At 58.9% G+C, this 17,531-nt stretch carries 17 protein-coding genes; 4 read left to right on the forward strand and 13 right to left on the reverse strand.

Annotated elements, in window-relative coordinates; translation table 11 throughout:
- Positions 1 to 77 precede the first annotated feature (77 nt).
- Both ACCD00_RS00415 and ACCD00_RS00420 read left to right on the forward strand, forming a co-directional pair.
- Entirely contained in the window at positions 78 to 782 is a 705-nt protein-coding gene (locus ACCD00_RS00415; protein ID WP_413420951.1) for a hypothetical protein, read from the forward strand.
- A gap of 218 nt (positions 783 to 1,000) precedes the next feature.
- A complete protein-coding gene (locus ACCD00_RS00420; RefSeq protein ID WP_413420953.1) occupies positions 1,001 to 2,431 on the forward strand; it encodes a PLP-dependent aminotransferase family protein in 1,431 nt (476 codons plus the stop codon).
- Between the two features lie 116 nt (positions 2,432 to 2,547).
- Here ACCD00_RS00420 and ACCD00_RS00425 read toward each other — a convergent pair whose 3' ends face one another.
- The 10 genes from ACCD00_RS00425 to ACCD00_RS00470 form a co-directional block, all read right to left on the reverse strand.
- Positions 2,548 to 3,348 (reverse strand): N-acyl homoserine lactonase family protein, encoded by an 801-nt coding sequence (locus ACCD00_RS00425; RefSeq protein ID WP_413420955.1) that lies wholly within the window; start codon positions 3,346 to 3,348, stop codon positions 2,548 to 2,550.
- A gap of 14 nt (positions 3,349 to 3,362) precedes the next feature.
- Positions 3,363 to 4,322 carry a diiron oxygenase gene (locus ACCD00_RS00430; protein ID WP_413420957.1) on the reverse strand — a complete coding sequence of 320 codons (960 nt, stop codon included), beginning with the start codon at positions 4,320 to 4,322 and terminating at the stop codon, positions 3,363 to 3,365.
- 68 nt (positions 4,323 to 4,390) lie between these two features.
- Complete coding sequence (locus tag ACCD00_RS00435; protein ID WP_413420959.1) at positions 4,391 to 5,149, reverse strand: TauD/TfdA family dioxygenase; 759 nt, start codon at positions 5,147 to 5,149, stop codon at positions 4,391 to 4,393.
- Between the two features lie 21 nt (positions 5,150 to 5,170).
- Positions 5,171 to 6,043, reverse strand: coding sequence for a branched-chain amino acid aminotransferase (locus ACCD00_RS00440; RefSeq protein WP_413420961.1), 873 nt, complete (start codon positions 6,041 to 6,043; stop codon positions 5,171 to 5,173).
- 31 nt (positions 6,044 to 6,074) lie between these two features.
- The gene (locus ACCD00_RS00445) at positions 6,075 to 7,415 is read right to left on the reverse strand and encodes a KamA family radical SAM protein (RefSeq protein ID WP_413420963.1); all 1,341 of its coding nucleotides are present in this window, start codon (positions 7,413 to 7,415) and stop codon (positions 6,075 to 6,077) included.
- 32 nt (positions 7,416 to 7,447) lie between these two features.
- Entirely contained in the window at positions 7,448 to 8,092 is a 645-nt protein-coding gene (gene yfcF / locus ACCD00_RS00450) for a glutathione transferase (RefSeq protein WP_413420965.1), read from the reverse strand.
- A gap of 244 nt (positions 8,093 to 8,336) precedes the next feature.
- Positions 8,337 to 8,822 (reverse strand): cupin domain-containing protein, encoded by a 486-nt coding sequence (locus tag ACCD00_RS00455; protein WP_413420967.1) that lies wholly within the window; start codon positions 8,820 to 8,822, stop codon positions 8,337 to 8,339.
- Positions 8,823 to 8,905: 83 nt separating this feature from the next.
- Entirely contained in the window at positions 8,906 to 9,400 is a 495-nt protein-coding gene (locus ACCD00_RS00460; RefSeq protein WP_413420969.1) for a RidA family protein, read from the reverse strand.
- Between the two features lie 48 nt (positions 9,401 to 9,448).
- On the reverse strand, positions 9,449 to 10,729 hold the full coding sequence (locus tag ACCD00_RS00465) for an ATP-grasp domain-containing protein (protein ID WP_413420971.1): 1,281 nt from the start codon (positions 10,727 to 10,729) through the stop codon (positions 9,449 to 9,451).
- A gap of 43 nt (positions 10,730 to 10,772) precedes the next feature.
- Positions 10,773 to 11,873 (reverse strand): hypothetical protein, encoded by a 1,101-nt coding sequence (locus tag ACCD00_RS00470; RefSeq protein ID WP_413420973.1) that lies wholly within the window; start codon positions 11,871 to 11,873, stop codon positions 10,773 to 10,775.
- 148 nt (positions 11,874 to 12,021) lie between these two features.
- Between ACCD00_RS00470 and ACCD00_RS00475 the strand changes: the two genes are divergently transcribed.
- Both ACCD00_RS00475 and ACCD00_RS00480 read left to right on the forward strand, forming a co-directional pair.
- Positions 12,022 to 13,440, forward strand: a complete 1,419-nt coding sequence (locus tag ACCD00_RS00475; RefSeq protein WP_413420976.1) for a PLP-dependent aminotransferase family protein — start codon at positions 12,022 to 12,024, stop codon at positions 13,438 to 13,440.
- Positions 13,441 to 13,942: 502 nt separating this feature from the next.
- Positions 13,943 to 14,221: a DUF3077 domain-containing protein gene (locus tag ACCD00_RS00480; RefSeq protein ID WP_413420978.1), complete on the forward strand. Its 279-nt coding sequence runs from the start codon at positions 13,943 to 13,945 to the stop codon at positions 14,219 to 14,221.
- A 72-nt stretch (positions 14,222 to 14,293) separates the two neighbouring features.
- Here the strand turns inward: ACCD00_RS00480 and ACCD00_RS00485 are convergent, their stop codons facing one another.
- From ACCD00_RS00485 to cyoE, 3 genes are all read right to left on the reverse strand, one after another.
- The gene (locus ACCD00_RS00485; protein ID WP_413420980.1) at positions 14,294 to 15,793 is read right to left on the reverse strand and encodes a Fic family protein; all 1,500 of its coding nucleotides are present in this window, start codon (positions 15,791 to 15,793) and stop codon (positions 14,294 to 14,296) included.
- A gap of 103 nt (positions 15,794 to 15,896) precedes the next feature.
- Complete coding sequence (locus ACCD00_RS00490; RefSeq protein WP_413420982.1) at positions 15,897 to 16,079, reverse strand: hypothetical protein; 183 nt, start codon at positions 16,077 to 16,079, stop codon at positions 15,897 to 15,899.
- Positions 16,080 to 16,640: 561 nt separating this feature from the next.
- Positions 16,641 to 17,528 (reverse strand): heme o synthase, encoded by an 888-nt coding sequence (cyoE, locus tag ACCD00_RS00495; protein ID WP_413420984.1) that lies wholly within the window; start codon positions 17,526 to 17,528, stop codon positions 16,641 to 16,643.
- Positions 17,529 to 17,531 lie beyond the last annotated feature (3 nt).

Here is a 17,531-nt window from a genome sequence, read left to right on the forward strand (position 1 = left end):
CCAATAGATTAGTCGGCCTGAAAAAGCCCCCGGGCTTTTTCGCCCCTATTCAAGTTCAAAGAAGTAGTGAAATTTCAATGTCCGATTCCAATACCGCTGAATCCGTAGTCACCTTGTCGTCCAAAGCGGAATACGAAAACTCCATCAATCTTTCACAACACGTACCCCAGGCGAAAACCATCAGCGAGATGGTGCTGGACGCCTTCCAGTCCACCCGCGAAAGCGACCAGATTCGCGAACTGCGCGCTGCGATCCGCCAGGCCCACGACAGCTTCGATGATGACAAGGCCTACGAACTGATGGGCCAGCTCAAGCAGCTCAAGGACGCTGAAGCGGCGGATATCGCCGCCCTGGAAGACTTGAGCAGCAAGTTCTCGATCAGCCGCATCCTGTCCAGCTTCAAGGACGATCCGGCGTTCCAGGAAATCGTCTACGGCCTGGCCCTGAAGGTGCTGAACCAGACGCACCAAGCCGTCAGCAACCCGAGCGGCGGCAAGAGCAAGGCTGCCAAGGCCAAGAAAGAAGTCGAAGTGTTCACCATCAGCAAGGACGGCATGAGCGTCACCTTGCCGCTGCGCACCCCGCGCTCGCGCCTGAACGTCGACCGTGAAGCCCTGGAGTTCCTCGGTTTCACCTTCGTTGGCGAAGGCGAAGAGGCGGAACTGGAAAGCGAGACGTTCCTGGACAACAGCGGCGCCGAGCAAGCGGTCAACCGCAAGAACATCATCACCGCCCTGCAGCAGCAGACTGCGTTCGACGGCTACAGCATTGCCGCGCAGTAAGGCGCCCCTCGCCACCAGGTCCTGAGGGACTGCCCCAAGAGCCCCGCCACCAGTGCGGGGCTTTTTATTGCCCGTGATTCGGGCAAATCCGCGATTACTCTTCCAGTATCGACGCAGAACAACACTTCCCTTCACCCATGAGCACCACGGGTCCGCCTGCGGGGAGCGTCAACTCACTTTCCAGCCCAGACCTCAGTGGTGCAACTGCCGAGGTCATCATGAACACGACCCCCTTGTATCGCCAGTTGGCCAACCACTACCTGGACGCCATCCGCAGCGGCACCTTGAAAACCGGTGAACGCTTCCCCTCGATCCGGTTGATGATGGAAAAACACGCCGTCAGCCTGTCGACCGCCGTGCAGGTGTGTCGGGAACTGGAAGACTACGGTGTGCTGGAAGCCCGGCCACGTTCCGGCAACTACATTCGCCAGCCCGACACCGCGCCAAAACCTGCCCCGATTGCCTTGGCGCCAGCGCTGGATACCAGCGTGTATGTCGGCATTCATGAACAGGTTTCAACGGTGCTCAAGGCCAGTCAGCGCGCGACGATCAAGGTCAATTTCGCCAGTGCCTACTGCGCGCCGGAGCTGTATCCGATCAAGACCTTGCAAGACAACATGATCAAGTCGCTGCGCTACGACGCCCGGCTGCTTGGCACCGCGGGCCCGACCTGCGGCAACAGCGCATTGCGCAGCATCCTGGCCCGGCGGGCACTGGCCAGCAAGACCCATCTGGCCCCCGAGCGGATCGTGATCACCAACGGCGCCACCGAAGCGATCAACCTGGCCTTGCGTGCGGTCACCCGCCCCGGTGACACGGTGGCCGTGGAGTCGCCGACGTTCTACGGCCTGCTGCAAATCCTCGAAAGCCTGAGCCTGCGGGTGCTGGAAGTCCCGGCTTCGGCCCACACCGGGCTCAATCTGGCGGCCCTGCAACTGCTGCTGCAAGGCCCCGAACGGGTCAAGGCACTGATCGTCATTCCCAACCTGCAAAACCCGCTGGGCAGCATCATGCCCGACGCCAACAAGGCACGGCTGGTGAAACTGTGCGCCGAGCACAACACCGTACTGATCGAGGACGACACCTACGGCGACCTGGTGGACACCGAGCAGCCGCTGTCCACACTCAAACAGTGGGACCGCAGCGACAACGTGATCTATTGCGCCTCACTGAACAAAACCCTGGCACCGGGCATGCGCCTGGGCTGGATCAGCGCCGGCAAGTGGCACGACCGTGTGGAGATGCTCAAGCATACGCAGTCACGGGGGTGCGAGGCGTTATCGCAACTGGCTGTCAGCGAATTCATGCGCACACCGTCCTACGAACGTTACCTGCGGCGATTGAGGAAAACCCTGACCGTACAGCGCGAGCAGACGAGCGCGGCGATCACCCGCCACTTTCCCATCGGCACCAGCGTGACCCACCCGCAAGGCGGCACGCTGCTATGGGTGGAATTGCCCCGCCGGTATTCATCGATGGCGTTTTTTCACGAAGCACTGAAGGTCGGCATCCAGATTTCCCCTGGGGATATTTTTTCCAATGCCAGGCGTTTCGATCACTTTGTGCGCATCGGTTGTGGCGCGCCGTATTCGCCGCGGATTGATGAGGCACTGCAGACGTTGGGACGTATCCTGAAAAATCAGGGCTGACACTACTCCCCTGTGGGAGCGGGCTTGCTCGCGAAAGCGGCGTGTCTGTCACATCAATTTTGAATGTGCCGCCGTCTTCGCGAGCAAGCCCGCTCCCACAGGATTGCGGGTGGTTTTCAGATGGGAGGCTGATGCAGGCAAATGATATGCGGGTCGTCATTCCAGTGTGGAAAACACTCTGCAATCAGTGGGTCATGGCCGGGGATGACGTGGTCATCGCCGTCGGCCAGGCGATCGATCTCGGTGAACGCTTCAAGGGTTTGCGCCAAGTCATCGAGTATCGGAAACGGACTGCGCTCGCGAATGTTGACCCACAAATGCGCGGCATCCGAGGCCAGCACGATCCAGCCGCGTTCAGTGTTCACCCGCACAACCTGACTGCCGGGTGTATGCCCGCCCACCGGGTGCAGCGTCACGCCAGGCACGACCTCGACAACACCGCTGTGCAAACGCATCCGCCCTTCGAACAGAGGCGGCAGCGCTGACATCACGTCTTCGACCTCGTAGGTTTTATTCACCGTGCGATGGACCATTTTCGGCCCGGTGCAGAAACGCAGTTCCGCTTCCTGCAAATGCACGGTCGCCTTCGGGAACAGCCCGAGGTTGCCGGCATGATCCCAATGCAAATGGGTCAGGATCAGGTGCTCGACCTGCGTCGGATCGATGTCCAGTTGCCGTAGGGATTCTTCCGGTAGGCGATACATCTGGCGATTGCGCCGGTGCGCCGTGGCCGGTTGAAAACAGGTGTCGACCACGATCACCTGCTGCTTGTGGCGGATGACCCAGAAGTAGTAATCCAGTGGCATCGGCGCATTCGGATCACCGCAGCAGGCGTCATAGAGAAAATTCTCCCTGGCGGTGCGCTGGGCATTGGCACCGACACGGATGGCGAACACTTCGTACTCAGGCGTGGACATAAGCACCTCCGGGTTCAGGCGGCCGCCGTGGTTTTGAGGGTCGGACGAAAATCGAAATCGATCTGGTCGCTGATCCCCAGGTCATGGGCCAGTTTATGCAGGCCACTGTAGTCACGCATGATGGTCGCGTTCCTGTTGCTCTCGCGGGTGTCGGCAATGATCAGCTCCGCATCCTCGACCCCGAGCTGCGTCAGAATCGCCTCCCACATGGAGTAGTCCTGAGCGATAAAGGCACTCAGCGCCACTGACAGGTTGCGTGCGAAAAATTCCCGCTGGGTGGGCTGCATGTTCGCGTACATGACCTTCGCCACTTCGGCCAGCACCTTGCTGTGGGCATATTCGTCGCGGTTGTGCAGTTCGGCCACCCGGCGGTTCTGCGGCTGAATGGTCTGGTCGTCTGCCAGCAGGTCCAGATAGGCGTTGACGCTGATCTCGGCTACCACCGCAAAAGTGATCGCCGCCAGATCCCGCTGCCATTGCTCCGGCAGTTCTGCATGCAGGGCCTTCAGGCGCAGGTAGGTGACGGACGGCGGCAGATCCAGATCCTGGTCCAGCGCCCGATCCAGTTTGGTCCGCTCGATGGCGCGCAGGTGCATCAGTGTGTGGTAGTGCTCGTCGATCAGGGTTTGCTGCATGGCCTCGCGAAAATGCCAGTCATCCTTGCCCAGATACTGCTTGGCGATAACGCTCAGCGCCGGATTGACCACGTGTTCTTCGGCAGTGACGGTGCGCAGGTTGTAGCCGATCCAGCCCCAGGTCACCACGCTGCTTTTGAGCTCGTCGCTCAAGGCCTGGAATTTCGGATGATGGAAGAACGGCACCATGCACTCCGGGTAATCCGGGCGCGCGGGGTCGAACACTTCTTCAACCTGGCCCCTGTCCGGCGAACACACCGTAGCGCGCTTGGTCCAGGCCTGGTTGAGCCGCACGATCAGTTGATGATCGACCTGGGCGATCTCGATTGCTGTTTGCATGACGCGATACCTGTAAGGCGCGTACCCGCCAAAGGGGTACGCCAAAAGAATGTAGGGCGACGGAAAAGTCAGGCCAGCCAATAGCGGGTCAGGTTGCGCGCCGGGTCAGTGTAACGACTGCGGGCGTGAATCATCCGCCAGTTATCCCAAATCAGCAGGCACCCGTCGGGAATCAACACCGGAACGTTGTGCTCGACGAAGTACGCTTCGCCAAGCACGGCAAACCTGGCCAGCGACGAGCTGTTGTTGGCGACCCGCGATTGCTGCAAGGCTTCTTTGGACGGGTTCACGTCGCCGTAGTGAAACTGGTTGTAGCTGAAGCGGAAAATATCCCCGTCTTCTGTCGGCGTGAGGATGTACTCCTTGACCCGTCGTTGTTCCGGTTCGCCCGGTTTGGCGGTGGCGACGAATTCTACCGGCGTGTCATCCAGCCACTCGCGCAGTTGCGGTTCACTGCGCTCGAGGGACTTTAGAAATTCATAGCCGTCGACCAATCCGGTGTGCCCGCCACCGCACGTGGCCTGTTTATGGCAATGCAACGCCAGATAACGCGGCGGCGGCCCGTATACCGGCGCCTCCGTGTGCGGGCCGATGCCGTTCATGCTCTGGGAATACGGCAAGTCTTCGTAACCCGGCTTGCGGGTAATGGCAAAGGCCGTCTGGCCGTTGAACTGCGGAATGATCCGACCGAACTCCTGCAAGGTGCCTACGACATCATCGGCGAATTCGTCGGGGGTCAGTACCGTCCAGCCCGCCGTCGACAGTTCTTCATGACGATGGCCCAGCGAAATGTAAGGTTGAGACGCAACAATCCCTTGATCTGACATGGTGAAATTCCTGGCGGGTGATCAGGCGTTTACGGTTGAGGTGTAAGCGGCAATGAAGTCGCGGCAGGCGCCGCCCGGTCGATAGCGCTGCTCATCGATGCTCTGCACCGGAGTGATTTCGGCGGCGGTGCCGGTGAGAAAACACTCATCGAAGGCGCCAAGCTCCGTAGGCAAAATCGTGCGTTCGACGACCTGGTAGTCCAGCGCTTTGGCTAACTCGATCACGGTCTGCCGGGTGATGCCGTTGAGGAAGCAATCCGCCAGCGGTGTGTGCAGCATCCGGTCTTTGACGAAAAACACATTGGCGCTGGTGGCTTCGGCAACGTGGCCGCGCCAGTCGAGCATCAGCGCATCGTGGTAACCCGTGTTCTCGGCGTCGTGCTTGCTCAGCGTGGCGATCTGGTAATGCCCGGATGCCTTGGCCTGGAACGGGCTGCTGCTCGGCGGCGGACGGCGCCAGCTCGCGGTTTTCAAACGGATGCCGGCCATGCGCGCCGCCGGGTCGAAATAGCTCGGCCACTGCCAGCAAGCGATAGCCACGTGCACACGGTTGAAACGCGCCGAGGTGGAAATCATTTCACTGCCGCGCCAGGCCACCGGGCGCAGATAACCGTCGACCACCTTGTTGCGTTGCAGCAGTTCAAGGCTCGCCGCTTCCAGTTCCGCCAGCTCATAGGGGATGGCAAAGTCCATCCATTGCGCCGAACGATACAAGCGCTCACTGTGCTCGCGCAGCTTGAAGACCTTGCCGTTGTAGACCCGCTCGCCTTCATACACGGTGCTCGCGTAATGCAGGCCATGGGTCAACACATGCAACTGCGCCCGGGACCACTCGACGAACTCGCCGTCGAGCCAGATAACCCCCTCGCGCTGATCAAACGGGATACTGCTCATCTCCATATCTCCCCATTTTTCATGAAATTTCCTACGCTGTTTCCAGCAACACGGGTATCAATTCCGGCATGGCGCTGAGCTCGGTTTGAAAGAAGAACGAACGCTCGCCGAATGCCGGTTGCAAGTCGTCGAACCAGGTCACTTGCGGGTCGAAGCGCGCATGGAACGTGCGCAACACCCATTGCGGATTGCGTGCCTGGAGGAACTGCAGGACGAAGACCTTTTCCCCGGCGACGGTCTCGATGCCGTTGATCAACACCTTGCCGTAGAAGGTGCTCATGGACGGCCCACGCACCGTGCGCGCCAGCCCGGATACCGTGCGGTACGCCGCCTGGAAGATCTCGAAGGCCCGGGCCAGTGGCATTGCAAAGTAGTGGCTGGGGCCGGTGTCGCGTTCGACAAACATGTAGTACGGCACGGCTCCGAGCCGCACGCCTTCGGTCCACAGCGCGGCCCAGTCTGCGGGGTTTTCGTTGATGTGGCGGATCACCGGCGCCTGCATGCGCAGCGTCGCGCCCGTCGAGCGAATGCGCTCGACGGCCTGGCGGGCGATGGCCGGGCGGATCTCCACCGGGTGGTTGTAGTGCCCCATGATCGACAGGTTTTTCCCCGCCGCAACGATTCGCCGGAATAGCTCCAGTAGCTCAGGCGCATCCTTGTCGCTGACAAAACGTTGCGGCCAGTACGCCACGGACTTGGTGCCGATGCGGATGTTCTTCAGGTGTGGCAATTGCAGCAGCGGTTCGATGTAACCGGCCAGCGAGCGGGTGTTCATGATCATCGGATCGCCGCCGGTAATCAGCACGTCGGTCACTTCGCTGTGCAGCCTCAGGTAACTGACCAGTTCCTGGGACTCACGGGCGTTGAACTTGAGTTCTTCCTCGCCAATGAATTGCGCCCAGCGGAAACAGAAAGTGCAGTACGCATGACAGGTCTGACCGGCACCGGGGAAAAACAGCACGGTCTCACGGTACTTGTGCTGGATGCCCGGCAGGACTTTGCCGTTGAGACTGGCACCGTTGTGGGTCAACTGCCCGGCCGGATGAGGATTCATGCGCAACCAGATCGCCTCGATCCGACGCTTGATCGCTGCGCTGTCATCCTGCTCGATCAGTTGTTTGAGCGAGGCATATTCCTCCGGCAGCAGCATGTCCTTGTGGGGAAAGGTCATGCGGAAAACCGGATCGTCGGGAATGTTGTTCCAGTCGATCAGCGTGCCCAACACGTATTCGTTGGTGCGAAACGGCATGACCCGGGCTACCACGGTCATGGCCTCCTGCAGCGCCGGCGTCAACTTGTGCCAGTAGGGTGAGTCGCGGATGGTGCGTGAGTTATAGGGTTTGTAGCGTTCGTGCTCCGACAGTCCTTGCATGGCCGCGCTCCTGGTGATTGCCCTGAGTGTTGTTACGCGATGGCCGGCGCTTTGCGCTCTATGTCCATCCACGCCCGGACGCTGTCGCGATCCCACTGGCGGCACACATAGGCCGCGAGCCGTGCCGGCACTGGGTCGCCGTTGGCAACCAGCCGGTTGAGCATGATTGCCAGGTCGGTGTCGGCAATGCTCCAGTCACCGAACAGGTGCTCGGCACCCTCCTCCAGCAAACGATCGGCGACGAAGAACAGGCGCTCGACGGCGGCTTGGGCATCGGCGCTCAGGGGCACATCTTTTTTACCGAAGTAGACCAGGTCAAACGGGCGCTCCTTACGCACCACCAGCAAGTCACTGCGCAGCCAGGCCTGCAGTTGACGGGCACGGGCGCGCTGCTGGATGTCCTGCGGATAGAGTTTTTTATGCCCTGGGGAGAGTTCATCGAGGTATTCGGCAATCGCCGATGACTCCGACAAGGCAAAACCTGCGTGAACCAGCGTTGGAACTTTGCATGTCAGCGAAAGATCGCGATAACCCGGCATATAGTTTTCGCGCGTCTTTAAATCCACCATAACAAGTTCAAATGAAAGTTGCTTTTCCTTGAGCGCCACAAAAGCCGACATCGCAAAAGCGCTGACATAGTCGGCGCCGATATACAGTTTTAGCTTCCTGTTTTCCATAGAACACTCCATTCACTGACTGCAGGGATTAACGTGCATGGGAAGTGATCGTAATTAGTTGACTGAAGGCTGGATAGATACAGAATTTGCCTGTTTCAATCGATACAGAAAAGTTGTTTTCCAGCGGCAGACGCACAGCCAGGACCCCGGTAATACCGCTGCAAAAGGCGACACCGGAGGCAGGTCGGAAAAACAAAAAAGGGAGCCAACATTGGTTGGCTCCCTTGGCTGATGCGCTGGGAAATTACGGCTGGGTGGTGATCAGGCCATGGCTGTCGGCAAAGTTCGAGAGCAGTGCCATTTGTGGCATGTTGCTCATGTTCAGCATCGCCAGAGGCTCGTATTTGCTGGTGTTGACGAACCCATGCCGGGTCCAGGCCGGCACCAGCAGCACGTCGCCGCTGCTGACCTCGACTTCATCGGCATCGCCGAGGGTCATCACGCCGCTGCCGCACTGGATAATGAACAGATGCCACCAGGAATGAGCATGACCGTTGAGCGTCACACCGGGATTCAGCCATTGCATGGCGATCGCCATGCCAGGCGTCACTTCACAACCCTCAATGCTTTTGTCGTGAGCCAAAGCGACAATATCAATGTCGCTGGCTTCAAGGGCCTGACGCATACCCGCTAGTTCGGTGCCTTTCCATACCTTGGGACTTGGCGCTCGATGGTGCAGGCTTTGACGAAAGTCCTTATATGAAAAAAATGCACCTTGAAAGTTATCCATTCGCACATCCTTTCATCTTATTCTCCATACTTTAGCGCCAAACCTTAAGTTAACGGTTCAGCGCTGTAAAGTCTGGAAATAACTTATAAAACCGATGGGCGCAAGGCGGCAATCATGTCCACTTCTATCGCGGCATTCTTGGGTAGCTGATAAACACCGACTGTGGTGCGTGTATGTTTACCGGCATCGCCCAGTACATGGCTGAATACATCCGAGGCGCCGTTGGCCACTTCGCTCAAATCGACAAAGTCCGCCGTGGACTTCACATAGACCGTTACCCGAATCAATGACTTGATCTTGTCCAGCGAACCAATGGCATCGACGATCAGTGCCAGCCCACGCATCGCACTGATGCTGGCGGCCGCTTGCGCATCAGCCATGGTGAGGTCCAGTCCGACGCGGCCGGGGTAATGGATCTTGCCGTTCATGCGCGGCACCAGGCCGCTGATGTACAGCTCATCGTGATGACGGATCAGCGGCGCGTAGTGCCCACCTGCGGTGTTTTCGCCGTAGATGTCATAACCAAATTCTTTGGCCAGGGCGATGAAGCGTTCATCGCAGGTCATGTGATGGATCATTGATCGAACCCTCTAGATCAGTAATGCAAAAAACGGCTGCTTGCTGGCTCAACACACGGCGCGGGTGGCCGGTACCAGGCAAGTCACCTCAGTGCGTGACTCAATCGCCTCGGCCAGACGCAACAGGTCGTTGCTCAGTTGCCCGTAGTGTTCGTTGAACAACACGATGTGGCCGATGAATGAGAAGTTGTCCTTGACCAGCGCGCTGACCGAGTCGCCGATACGCTTTGCGTACTGCCCCTCCACCAGGTCGATACGCAGTGCGCGGGCCAGGGCCTCGATGTCAGGCGTTGCGCGCAAGATGCCACCGGTCGGTGCCTTGAGCAGGCGAATGCCGCAGTAGCCGCGAGCCTCTGGCTGGTGCTGTTCGGCCTTGCCTTCCACCGCCCAGCGCACCCAGCGCTCCCACGGATCGAAATTGACGAAGGCGCGTTTGGCCAGGTCCCAGATGTGCATGCCGCCGGGGCGCATGTTGGTTTCCACGGCGGAGGTGAGGTTGTCGCTGCGCAGGAACACTTCGTTGTGCCAGGCGCCATTGTCCTGGGACACCAAAGACGACATATGCCGCCCGGCCGCCATCAAACGCGTCTGTACCTCAGCCGGAAGCGGTGCGGGTACGACTTGCTGGATCTCTGCGCGATAGGCGCCTTCGGTGGTGGTTTTTTCAGTGACCCAGGTGCTGCCGGCCACGTAGTCCCAGCTGTATTCGCGGGCGTCCTGCACCAGCTCTTCAAGGACGATGCCGCCTTCGCGATAAGGTTTCAGGGCGAGCCAGGCGTCATCGCACTCCGAAGGGTGATGGATGACGCGACAGCCCCGGCTCGCGCCTTCGCACGCGGGTTTGATGAAAGCCTTGCCGCCCAGTTCGACGACGCGTTGGCGCAGTTCCGGCAGGCTTTCGACCCGCGCGGAAAACACCGGACGGTATTCTTCGGGTGAGGTATCGGCAGCCGCTTCGAGCCCGCGAAAGATCTGCTTGTCGAGGCCCGCCCGGGCTTCGCCGGTAGTAATGCCCGGCAGACCGAAGTGACTGGCCAGCGCAGCGCCGAGCAGCACGCCACGGTCGGAGAACGGCAGAACACCGATCAACTTCCAGCTGTCGGCATTCAGGCACCCGACCACCAGTTCAAGGGACGCCGCCACATCTTTCTCGGCCAGCGAAGTGCTGCAGACGTGATCGGCCACCTGATCGTCATGGGGCTGAATCTTCTCGACCAGCAGGATGAGCCTGGCGTTGTAGAGCGACTTGCACAACTCGCGCAGCTTCTGGATGTCGTGCACGCGATTGCCGTTGTAACCGACCACTACTACGCATGAAGTCGTATTCATTGATGCCCCCGACCTGCAAGGTGAAAACCGCAACGACGCTGACTCAGTCATGCAGCGACGCATTGGATTTACGGTTGAGCCAGTACCAGGCCAGGATCCCGCCGGCGCCGATGGCGGCGAGGACCAGCGCGTTGTACGGCGCCGGCACCACTCGCATGATCAACACGGTCAGCCCGGCCCCCACACCCAGGGACACTTCCTTGACGAACATGTTGTTTTGCTTGACCGAGAAATAATCGAGGTAACTGAAGGCGCATTCGGCGATCGACAGCAGTGCCACCCAGATCAGCGCCCCGGCGAGGGTTTCGACGTGGAACGCGGCTGGCGAAGACAGCACCGCAAAACCGCCGACGATGATCCCGATCACCGCCACGACCTTGAAGCGCCCGGTGCGCTCGATCAGTTTCATCACCGGCACCTGGGCAAACACCACCACGGCGCTGTTGAGGATCAGCATCAAGCCGTACCAGGCCGGCAGCTCTCCGGTCTTGAGCAGGATCGCCTGTGGCAGGATCGAGAACACCCCGAACAGCTTGATGCCCATGATGATCCCGGCAATGACCCAGGGCAGCTTGTTGCCCCAGTTGCTGCCGACCTGACTGGCCGGGCGAGCTACCACCGGTTCGCTGGTGAAGGTGGCGCCGAGGGCGATCGGCAGGCACAGCAACACGAACGCCGCAGCACCGAGGAAAAACATCGCAGGCGTGAGAAGCGGCGACAACAGGATCAAACCCGCCACCAGGCTGCCCATGTTCATGGCCACGCGGTTGTAGGCTGCGCCCTCCTTGGTCTGCGCCGCTTCGCTCTTGATCAGGTACCCGGCTATGGCAATGCCGTAGGCAAACAGGGCGGCGGCAAACATCACCATGCCTTGATTGCTGGTCAACGCCAGCAACACCAGGCCAAGGCCGGCACACAGCAGCGTGACGCTCAGGGAGCGACGGCCAAGCACCAGTAAAGTCAGGGGCAACAGCAGCAACAGGGCGCGGTATCCAAGGGCCAGGATGCTGTTGGTGGCAGTGTCGAGCCAGACGTTGGCCTTGCCCAGCACCGCGAACAGCGAGACAGCGGTGATGATCCGGATCGTGAATAGGCGCAGGTTAATGACCGGCTTGGCCACTGCGACCGTTGTTTCGACACCCATGCAACACCTCAAGAACCGGATCAATGCCCGCCGACAAAGGCCGGCACTCAGAAAAGTCTGTAAGGGCATGGTAGTGAGAGAGGCGTGTCCTGATCAGGGCAAGTTCGTATAGAATCCAACGAACTTTACTGCTGCAGAGACCAGTAAAATGCAGGTTCAACGTGCAGTCATTGCCGCCATTGAATTCCAGCCCGGCATGCCGCTGGTGCAGCAGATCGTCGATCAACTGACCCGGGCGATCAGTACCGGTGGCCTGCCCCATGGCGCCAAGCTGCCGCCGATTCGCGAACTCTCCGACTTGATGAACGTGGGCAAGTCCACGGTGGTCGATGCACTGGACCGCTTGCGGGCCAAGGGGCTGGTGGTGTCACGCCAGGGTTCGGGGCATTACGTGCATCGCTCCAGCGCCGCGCTGCAAAGCGGCACCGGCCCGGACCTGCAACCCCAGGACACCCTGAGCGTGGTACGCCGCGCACTGCTGCTGGACAACGGCGCGTTGCGCCCCGGCTGCGGTTTTCTGCCGACCTCCTGGCTACCTGCCGATGAATTGCAGAAGGCCGTACGCAGTACCCTGCGAGCGACGTCGTTGCGCATGGGCGAGTACGGCGTGGCCGGCGGTTACTTGCCGTTGCGCCAGGCCTTGCGGGTCAAACTGGCGACCTTCGGCATCGAAGCGCCGGTGGACCAGATCATCACAACCGCCAATACCATGCAGGCCATCGACCTGCTGATGCGCCTGTTGGTCAAACCCGGCGACACCGTACTGCTCGACGACCCCTGCTACTTCAACATGCACGCCAATCTGGCGCTGCACGGGGCCAGGGTCATCACCATCGCCCGGGATTGCGACGGCATGGACCTCGACGCGTTCGAGCAACTGCTGATTACCCACAAACCCGTGCTGTACATGACCAACAGCACACTGCATAACCCGACCGGTCACTCGTTCACCCCGGCCCAGGTTTACCGCTTGGTGGAGTTGAGCCACCGCTACGGTTTTCACATTGTCGAGGACGATCTGTACTGCGACATCCAGCAACGCCGCACTCCGCGCCTGGCGGCCAGCGGGCTGGACAATGTGAGTTACGTCTCCGGCTTCTCCAAGACCCTGACCGCCAACAGCCGGGTCAGCTACACCGTGCTGTCGCCACAACTGGCGGCACGCATGGTCGCGCTGAAAATGGCCTGCGGTGGCGTGACCTCGGAACTGGCGGAGCAGATCACCTGCACCATGCTCAGCGATGGCAGCTACGCCAAGCATGCGCGGCGCACGGTGGATCGGCTGTATGAATCCAATAGCCGTGTGGCGGGTTGGCTGGCGGAGGCCGGGTGTTCATTGTCTTCATTGCCGGGAGAAGGCGTGTTTATCTGGGCGCGGTTGCCGGATGGCTTGCACGCCGAGACGCTGGCTCGACAGGGGCTGGAAAACAATATGGTATTGGCGCCGGGCACGTTGCTGAGCAAAGCCCCGAATGCCAGTCAGTTCCTGCGCTTCAACGTGGCGCACAGCGATAGTTTGCAGGTGCGCGAGCGGTTTTTCCGGTTGCTTGATAAACAAAGTAAATAATCGTCGACCCCAAATCCTGTGGGAGCGGGCTTGCTCGCGAAGGGGCCGTAACATCCAGCATCACTGTCGCCTGACACACCGCCTTCGCGAGCAAGCCCGCTCCCACAGGGATTGCGGTGTCCAATGAGATCCCCGGCCACCAGATCGCTACGATTGCCGACCTCATCCTTGCCGGCTAACTTCGCCCGGTCGCTGCCAATTCAGCGACCGGGCCTGAGAATCCGAGTAAGATACGGGCGCACAAGCGCCACCAATCACGATTGCCGGCGCTTTTTTTATGCCAGTACATTCGTGCAATGGCGGCTGTGCGTGGGAGACCTGCGGGTCTGCCGGATTCCTGTATCTCCGGTTTCTCAGCCCGCGCATAGCTGCCACCCATTCGCCTGAGAACGAACGTGGTAGCTCTCAATTTGATACGGGAGTTTTACTCATGAACGCTATCGATCCGTCTGCTACAGCAGTCATCCCCCTCCACCTCCAGCCCAATAGGAGGTGAAGCCCAATGACCTACCCCCAAGACCTCAAAACCATCGGCCTCACCCCATTCTCCTACCACGCCAACGAACCCCTGTTCCGCATCAACGCCGGTGTCCCGGTTATCTCTGCCCTCTCCCACGCCTCCGACCTGCTCCACCTCGCCAAACTCCTCGCCTCAGACACCGCCATGGTTCGCGATTCCGACCGACATGCCTGGGCCTCACATTTTTTGCAGGACATGAGCAAGGCAATCATCGATGACGTGGTGAAGGTACTCGATGCACCCTGTAACAACCGCGCATGAATGAAAAAGCCCCGTGCATCTCTTGATGCACGGGGCTTTTTGTATGAACACCGATAACCATCGCGCCATGCGCTACCAGTCAGAGACTTCGCCCTCCTCCTGGCCCTTAAGCAGGGCCTGCGAGACCTGCTCGATATAGTCAAACACCTCCTCCTGAACTGAATACTTGTACTGCTTACGACGGTGTTTGGAGACCGTGCCGTTTTGCGATAGACACATCATCACCAGGCTGGACAAGTCACTACCCCGAACGTCGTAGCGCTCATCAACCGCTTTTACGATCATGTCGTAATTTTGAAGAAAAACGGTCTCTTCACGAAGCTCGACTTCGAGTGCATGTTTAGCCATTTCCAGAGTAAATCGTACGCTTGGCGTAGCATCCCAGTAACGATAGATTGCCGGGTGTCCCGTGAAGTTGAACGACAGATTCCCCTGATCAATCCATCGAACCTCCCAGAACTCACGCGCTGGTCGGGAGAATTCCTGCAGTGTTTCCAGATACAGACGCTCCTCTCGTTTCATTGCAACTGACACTGGCAGCAACAAGCCATTTTGCAAGCTCCCGGCACGGCACAGTGTCTGGTGAACAAGGAAGCGGGAAAGACGCCCATTGCCATCCATGAACGGGTGAAGGAAAACGAATCCAAAGGAGATTATCCCGGCTGCAACCAACGGATCGATGTGCTTTGTCGATTCATTTCCCAAGGCCATAAGCTGTTCCATCAGTTCTCGACACAGCTCTGGTGCGGGCGGCACATAGGTAACCCCCGCAGCGCCGTGCAAACCATTTGCCAAATGGTTCTGTTCGTGACGAAACGCAACAGCCTTATCGTACGGATTGGAAAGCGTTGCATTCTGGAGGGTCACCAAGTAATCCTCGCTCAGTGGGATGCGTTCATGCGCCTGTCTGAGCAACTGAATAAAACGCCGGGATTTGTCCTCGCTCGGCGATTCCTTCTCGATGGCGAACGAATCCTGGGTTTCACTCAGGTAGGCCCAGTTGATTGCCCGGTCCATCATTCCAGATGGGAGGCTTTGAATGAATTGCTGCGCGCGCGCAAGGATGTCGTGCTGTAGCAATTCGATGATTTGAGGTGTTCGTTCAACAGTGGCGCAGTAAGCCAGCGTGCCAATACCATTGAACTCCACACGCCAGCGGGAATTGCGCTCCCCAGGCATCGTCAAGTACTGCTTCGGGTCGAACAGGGGGATGAAGCCACCTTTTACTGGAGAGTGTTGAGCCAACTCTTTGCCAGTGAACGCTTCGTAAAGGAAACAAGCCTTGCGGATGTAGATCCCGTTTGGCGCTTTTTGCAATTCGGCTTCAAGCGCCTGTACCGGAATCTGAGGTAACGCTTGGGCTAGAATGGTGAGGTTAATGCCTTCATGCTTCAAGGCGAATAGTACATGTCCCAGCAGGTCGTCTGATGCAGGGGCAATACCAGGAGGGACTCCCAGTGTCGCACCTATTCGTTCAAGCCGTGTAACGGGCTGCACGCTGGCAGTTTGGCGCAAAGGGAAAGCTGAAAGCCGCAGAGTGTCTTGTAAACAGGCATATCCCGCTAAGCTCATCGCGCAAATCCTCATTTTTGAGAGAGCCTCGCAGTTTTTCTTTAGCGGGCCAATAAAATCTTAAGATTTAAAGATTATCTCAATTTTTTCTTAAGTAGCAGCTTTAGCGGTTGTCAGCTGGCGGCGTATGCACCATTGTCTGCTGCACCAGGAGTTCGTTCGTTTCCAAGTCGGGAATCGGCGTGCCCACCACTGAATCAATACCTTTCGCAAATCTGCGTTCACGTTGAGCCGCCATCTCGTCAACGCCCTGCATCAACTCTCCAAAAAGATCACGACTTCTCATGCGGCCTCCTGCTGTCCATCGAGTACAGATACCCTGCCAATATCATCTGCTCCAACGTGAACGCTTCGCTCATGGCTGGTCCAGGCAGACCATACCTAGCACCGCAGGTGCTGTCGTTAGGACGTTTCCCAAATGCCATACTCCTCTTTCCTGAATGATCAGATCCTTCTTTGCAGAGGACGACGAGTAAGGAGGTTTGAATGAAAAAGCCCCGCGTTTTTTTGAAACTTCCTACAGGCACAAAGCAACGAATTATCCTCGCGAAATGCCTGAAACACCGCGTCGCGATGGCGACAACACGGTCCATCAGAACTCCCCCAACAAAAGGGTTCTCACACATTCCCGGGAAACTGTAGGAGCCGGCTCGCTGGCGATTGACTCAAATGCGCCGCGTTTATCCAGTTCACGCGCGTTATCGTTAACGACCATCGCTGGCAAGCCAGCTCCTACAAGAGACCGCGTCCGAGTCGAAAACGAAGTGGCCCCCAAACCAGTGAAAGCCCCAACAAAAAGCCCCGCGCTTCTCTCGAAGGCGGGGCTTTTCGTTACAGCATCTAAACCTTAAGGCGCGTACGTCAGCAGCAACTCGGTCGGCACTTTGAAGTCCAGGGACATCATCACGCTCAACGCGGTAATGGTGAAGATCGAGAACACGAACAGCTTGCGTGCCCAGACCGTGTCATCCACTGCCTTGTAGCCGGTCCAGGCCATGTACAGCCAGTACATGCCCATGGCCGCGGCGACGGCGAGGTAGCTCATGCCGGCGTAGCCGCTGAAGGTCAGCATCAAGGTCGCCACGAGGAAGGCCAGGATGTAGATCAGGATGTGCTTCTTGGCCACCTGGATCCCGCGCTTGACTGGCAGCACCGGAATCGATGCGGCCAGGTAATCGTTGAAGCGAAAGATCGCAATGGCATAGGAATGCGGCATCTGCCACAGGCTGAACATCACCAGCAGGGTCAGCGCGGCCATGTCGAAGGTGTTGCTCACCGCGACGTAACCGATCACCGGCGGCATGGCGCCCGACAGACTGCCCACCAGCGTGCCGTGAACCGACTTGCGCTTGAGGTACAGGCTGTAGAAGCCGACGTAGATGATGAAGCCGATGACTGCGAACAGCGCGGCCAACGGGTTGGCCACCTTGTACAACAGCGCAACGCCGGCGACACCCAGGACGGTCGCATAGGCCAGGGCCAGCTTCAGGGAGATCAAGCCCTGGACCAGCACCCGGTTCTTGGTGCGTTCCATCTTCAGGTCGATGTCGCGGTCGATGCAGTTGTTGAACACGCAACCGGAGGCAACCACCAGGGACGTGCCGATCATGGCGGCCAGGAAAATGGCCAGATCGACATGCCCTTTGGAGGCCAGGAAAAATCCGCCTGCCACAGAAAGCACGTTACCGAAAATGATCCCCGGTTTGGTGATTTGGATAAAGTGCTTGAGGGACATGCG

Origin of the sequence: Pseudomonas sp. Pseusp3 (assembly GCF_047304225.1) — a bacterium.
Classification (GTDB): Bacteria; Pseudomonadota; Gammaproteobacteria; order Pseudomonadales; family Pseudomonadaceae; genus Aquipseudomonas; species Aquipseudomonas fluorescens_CD.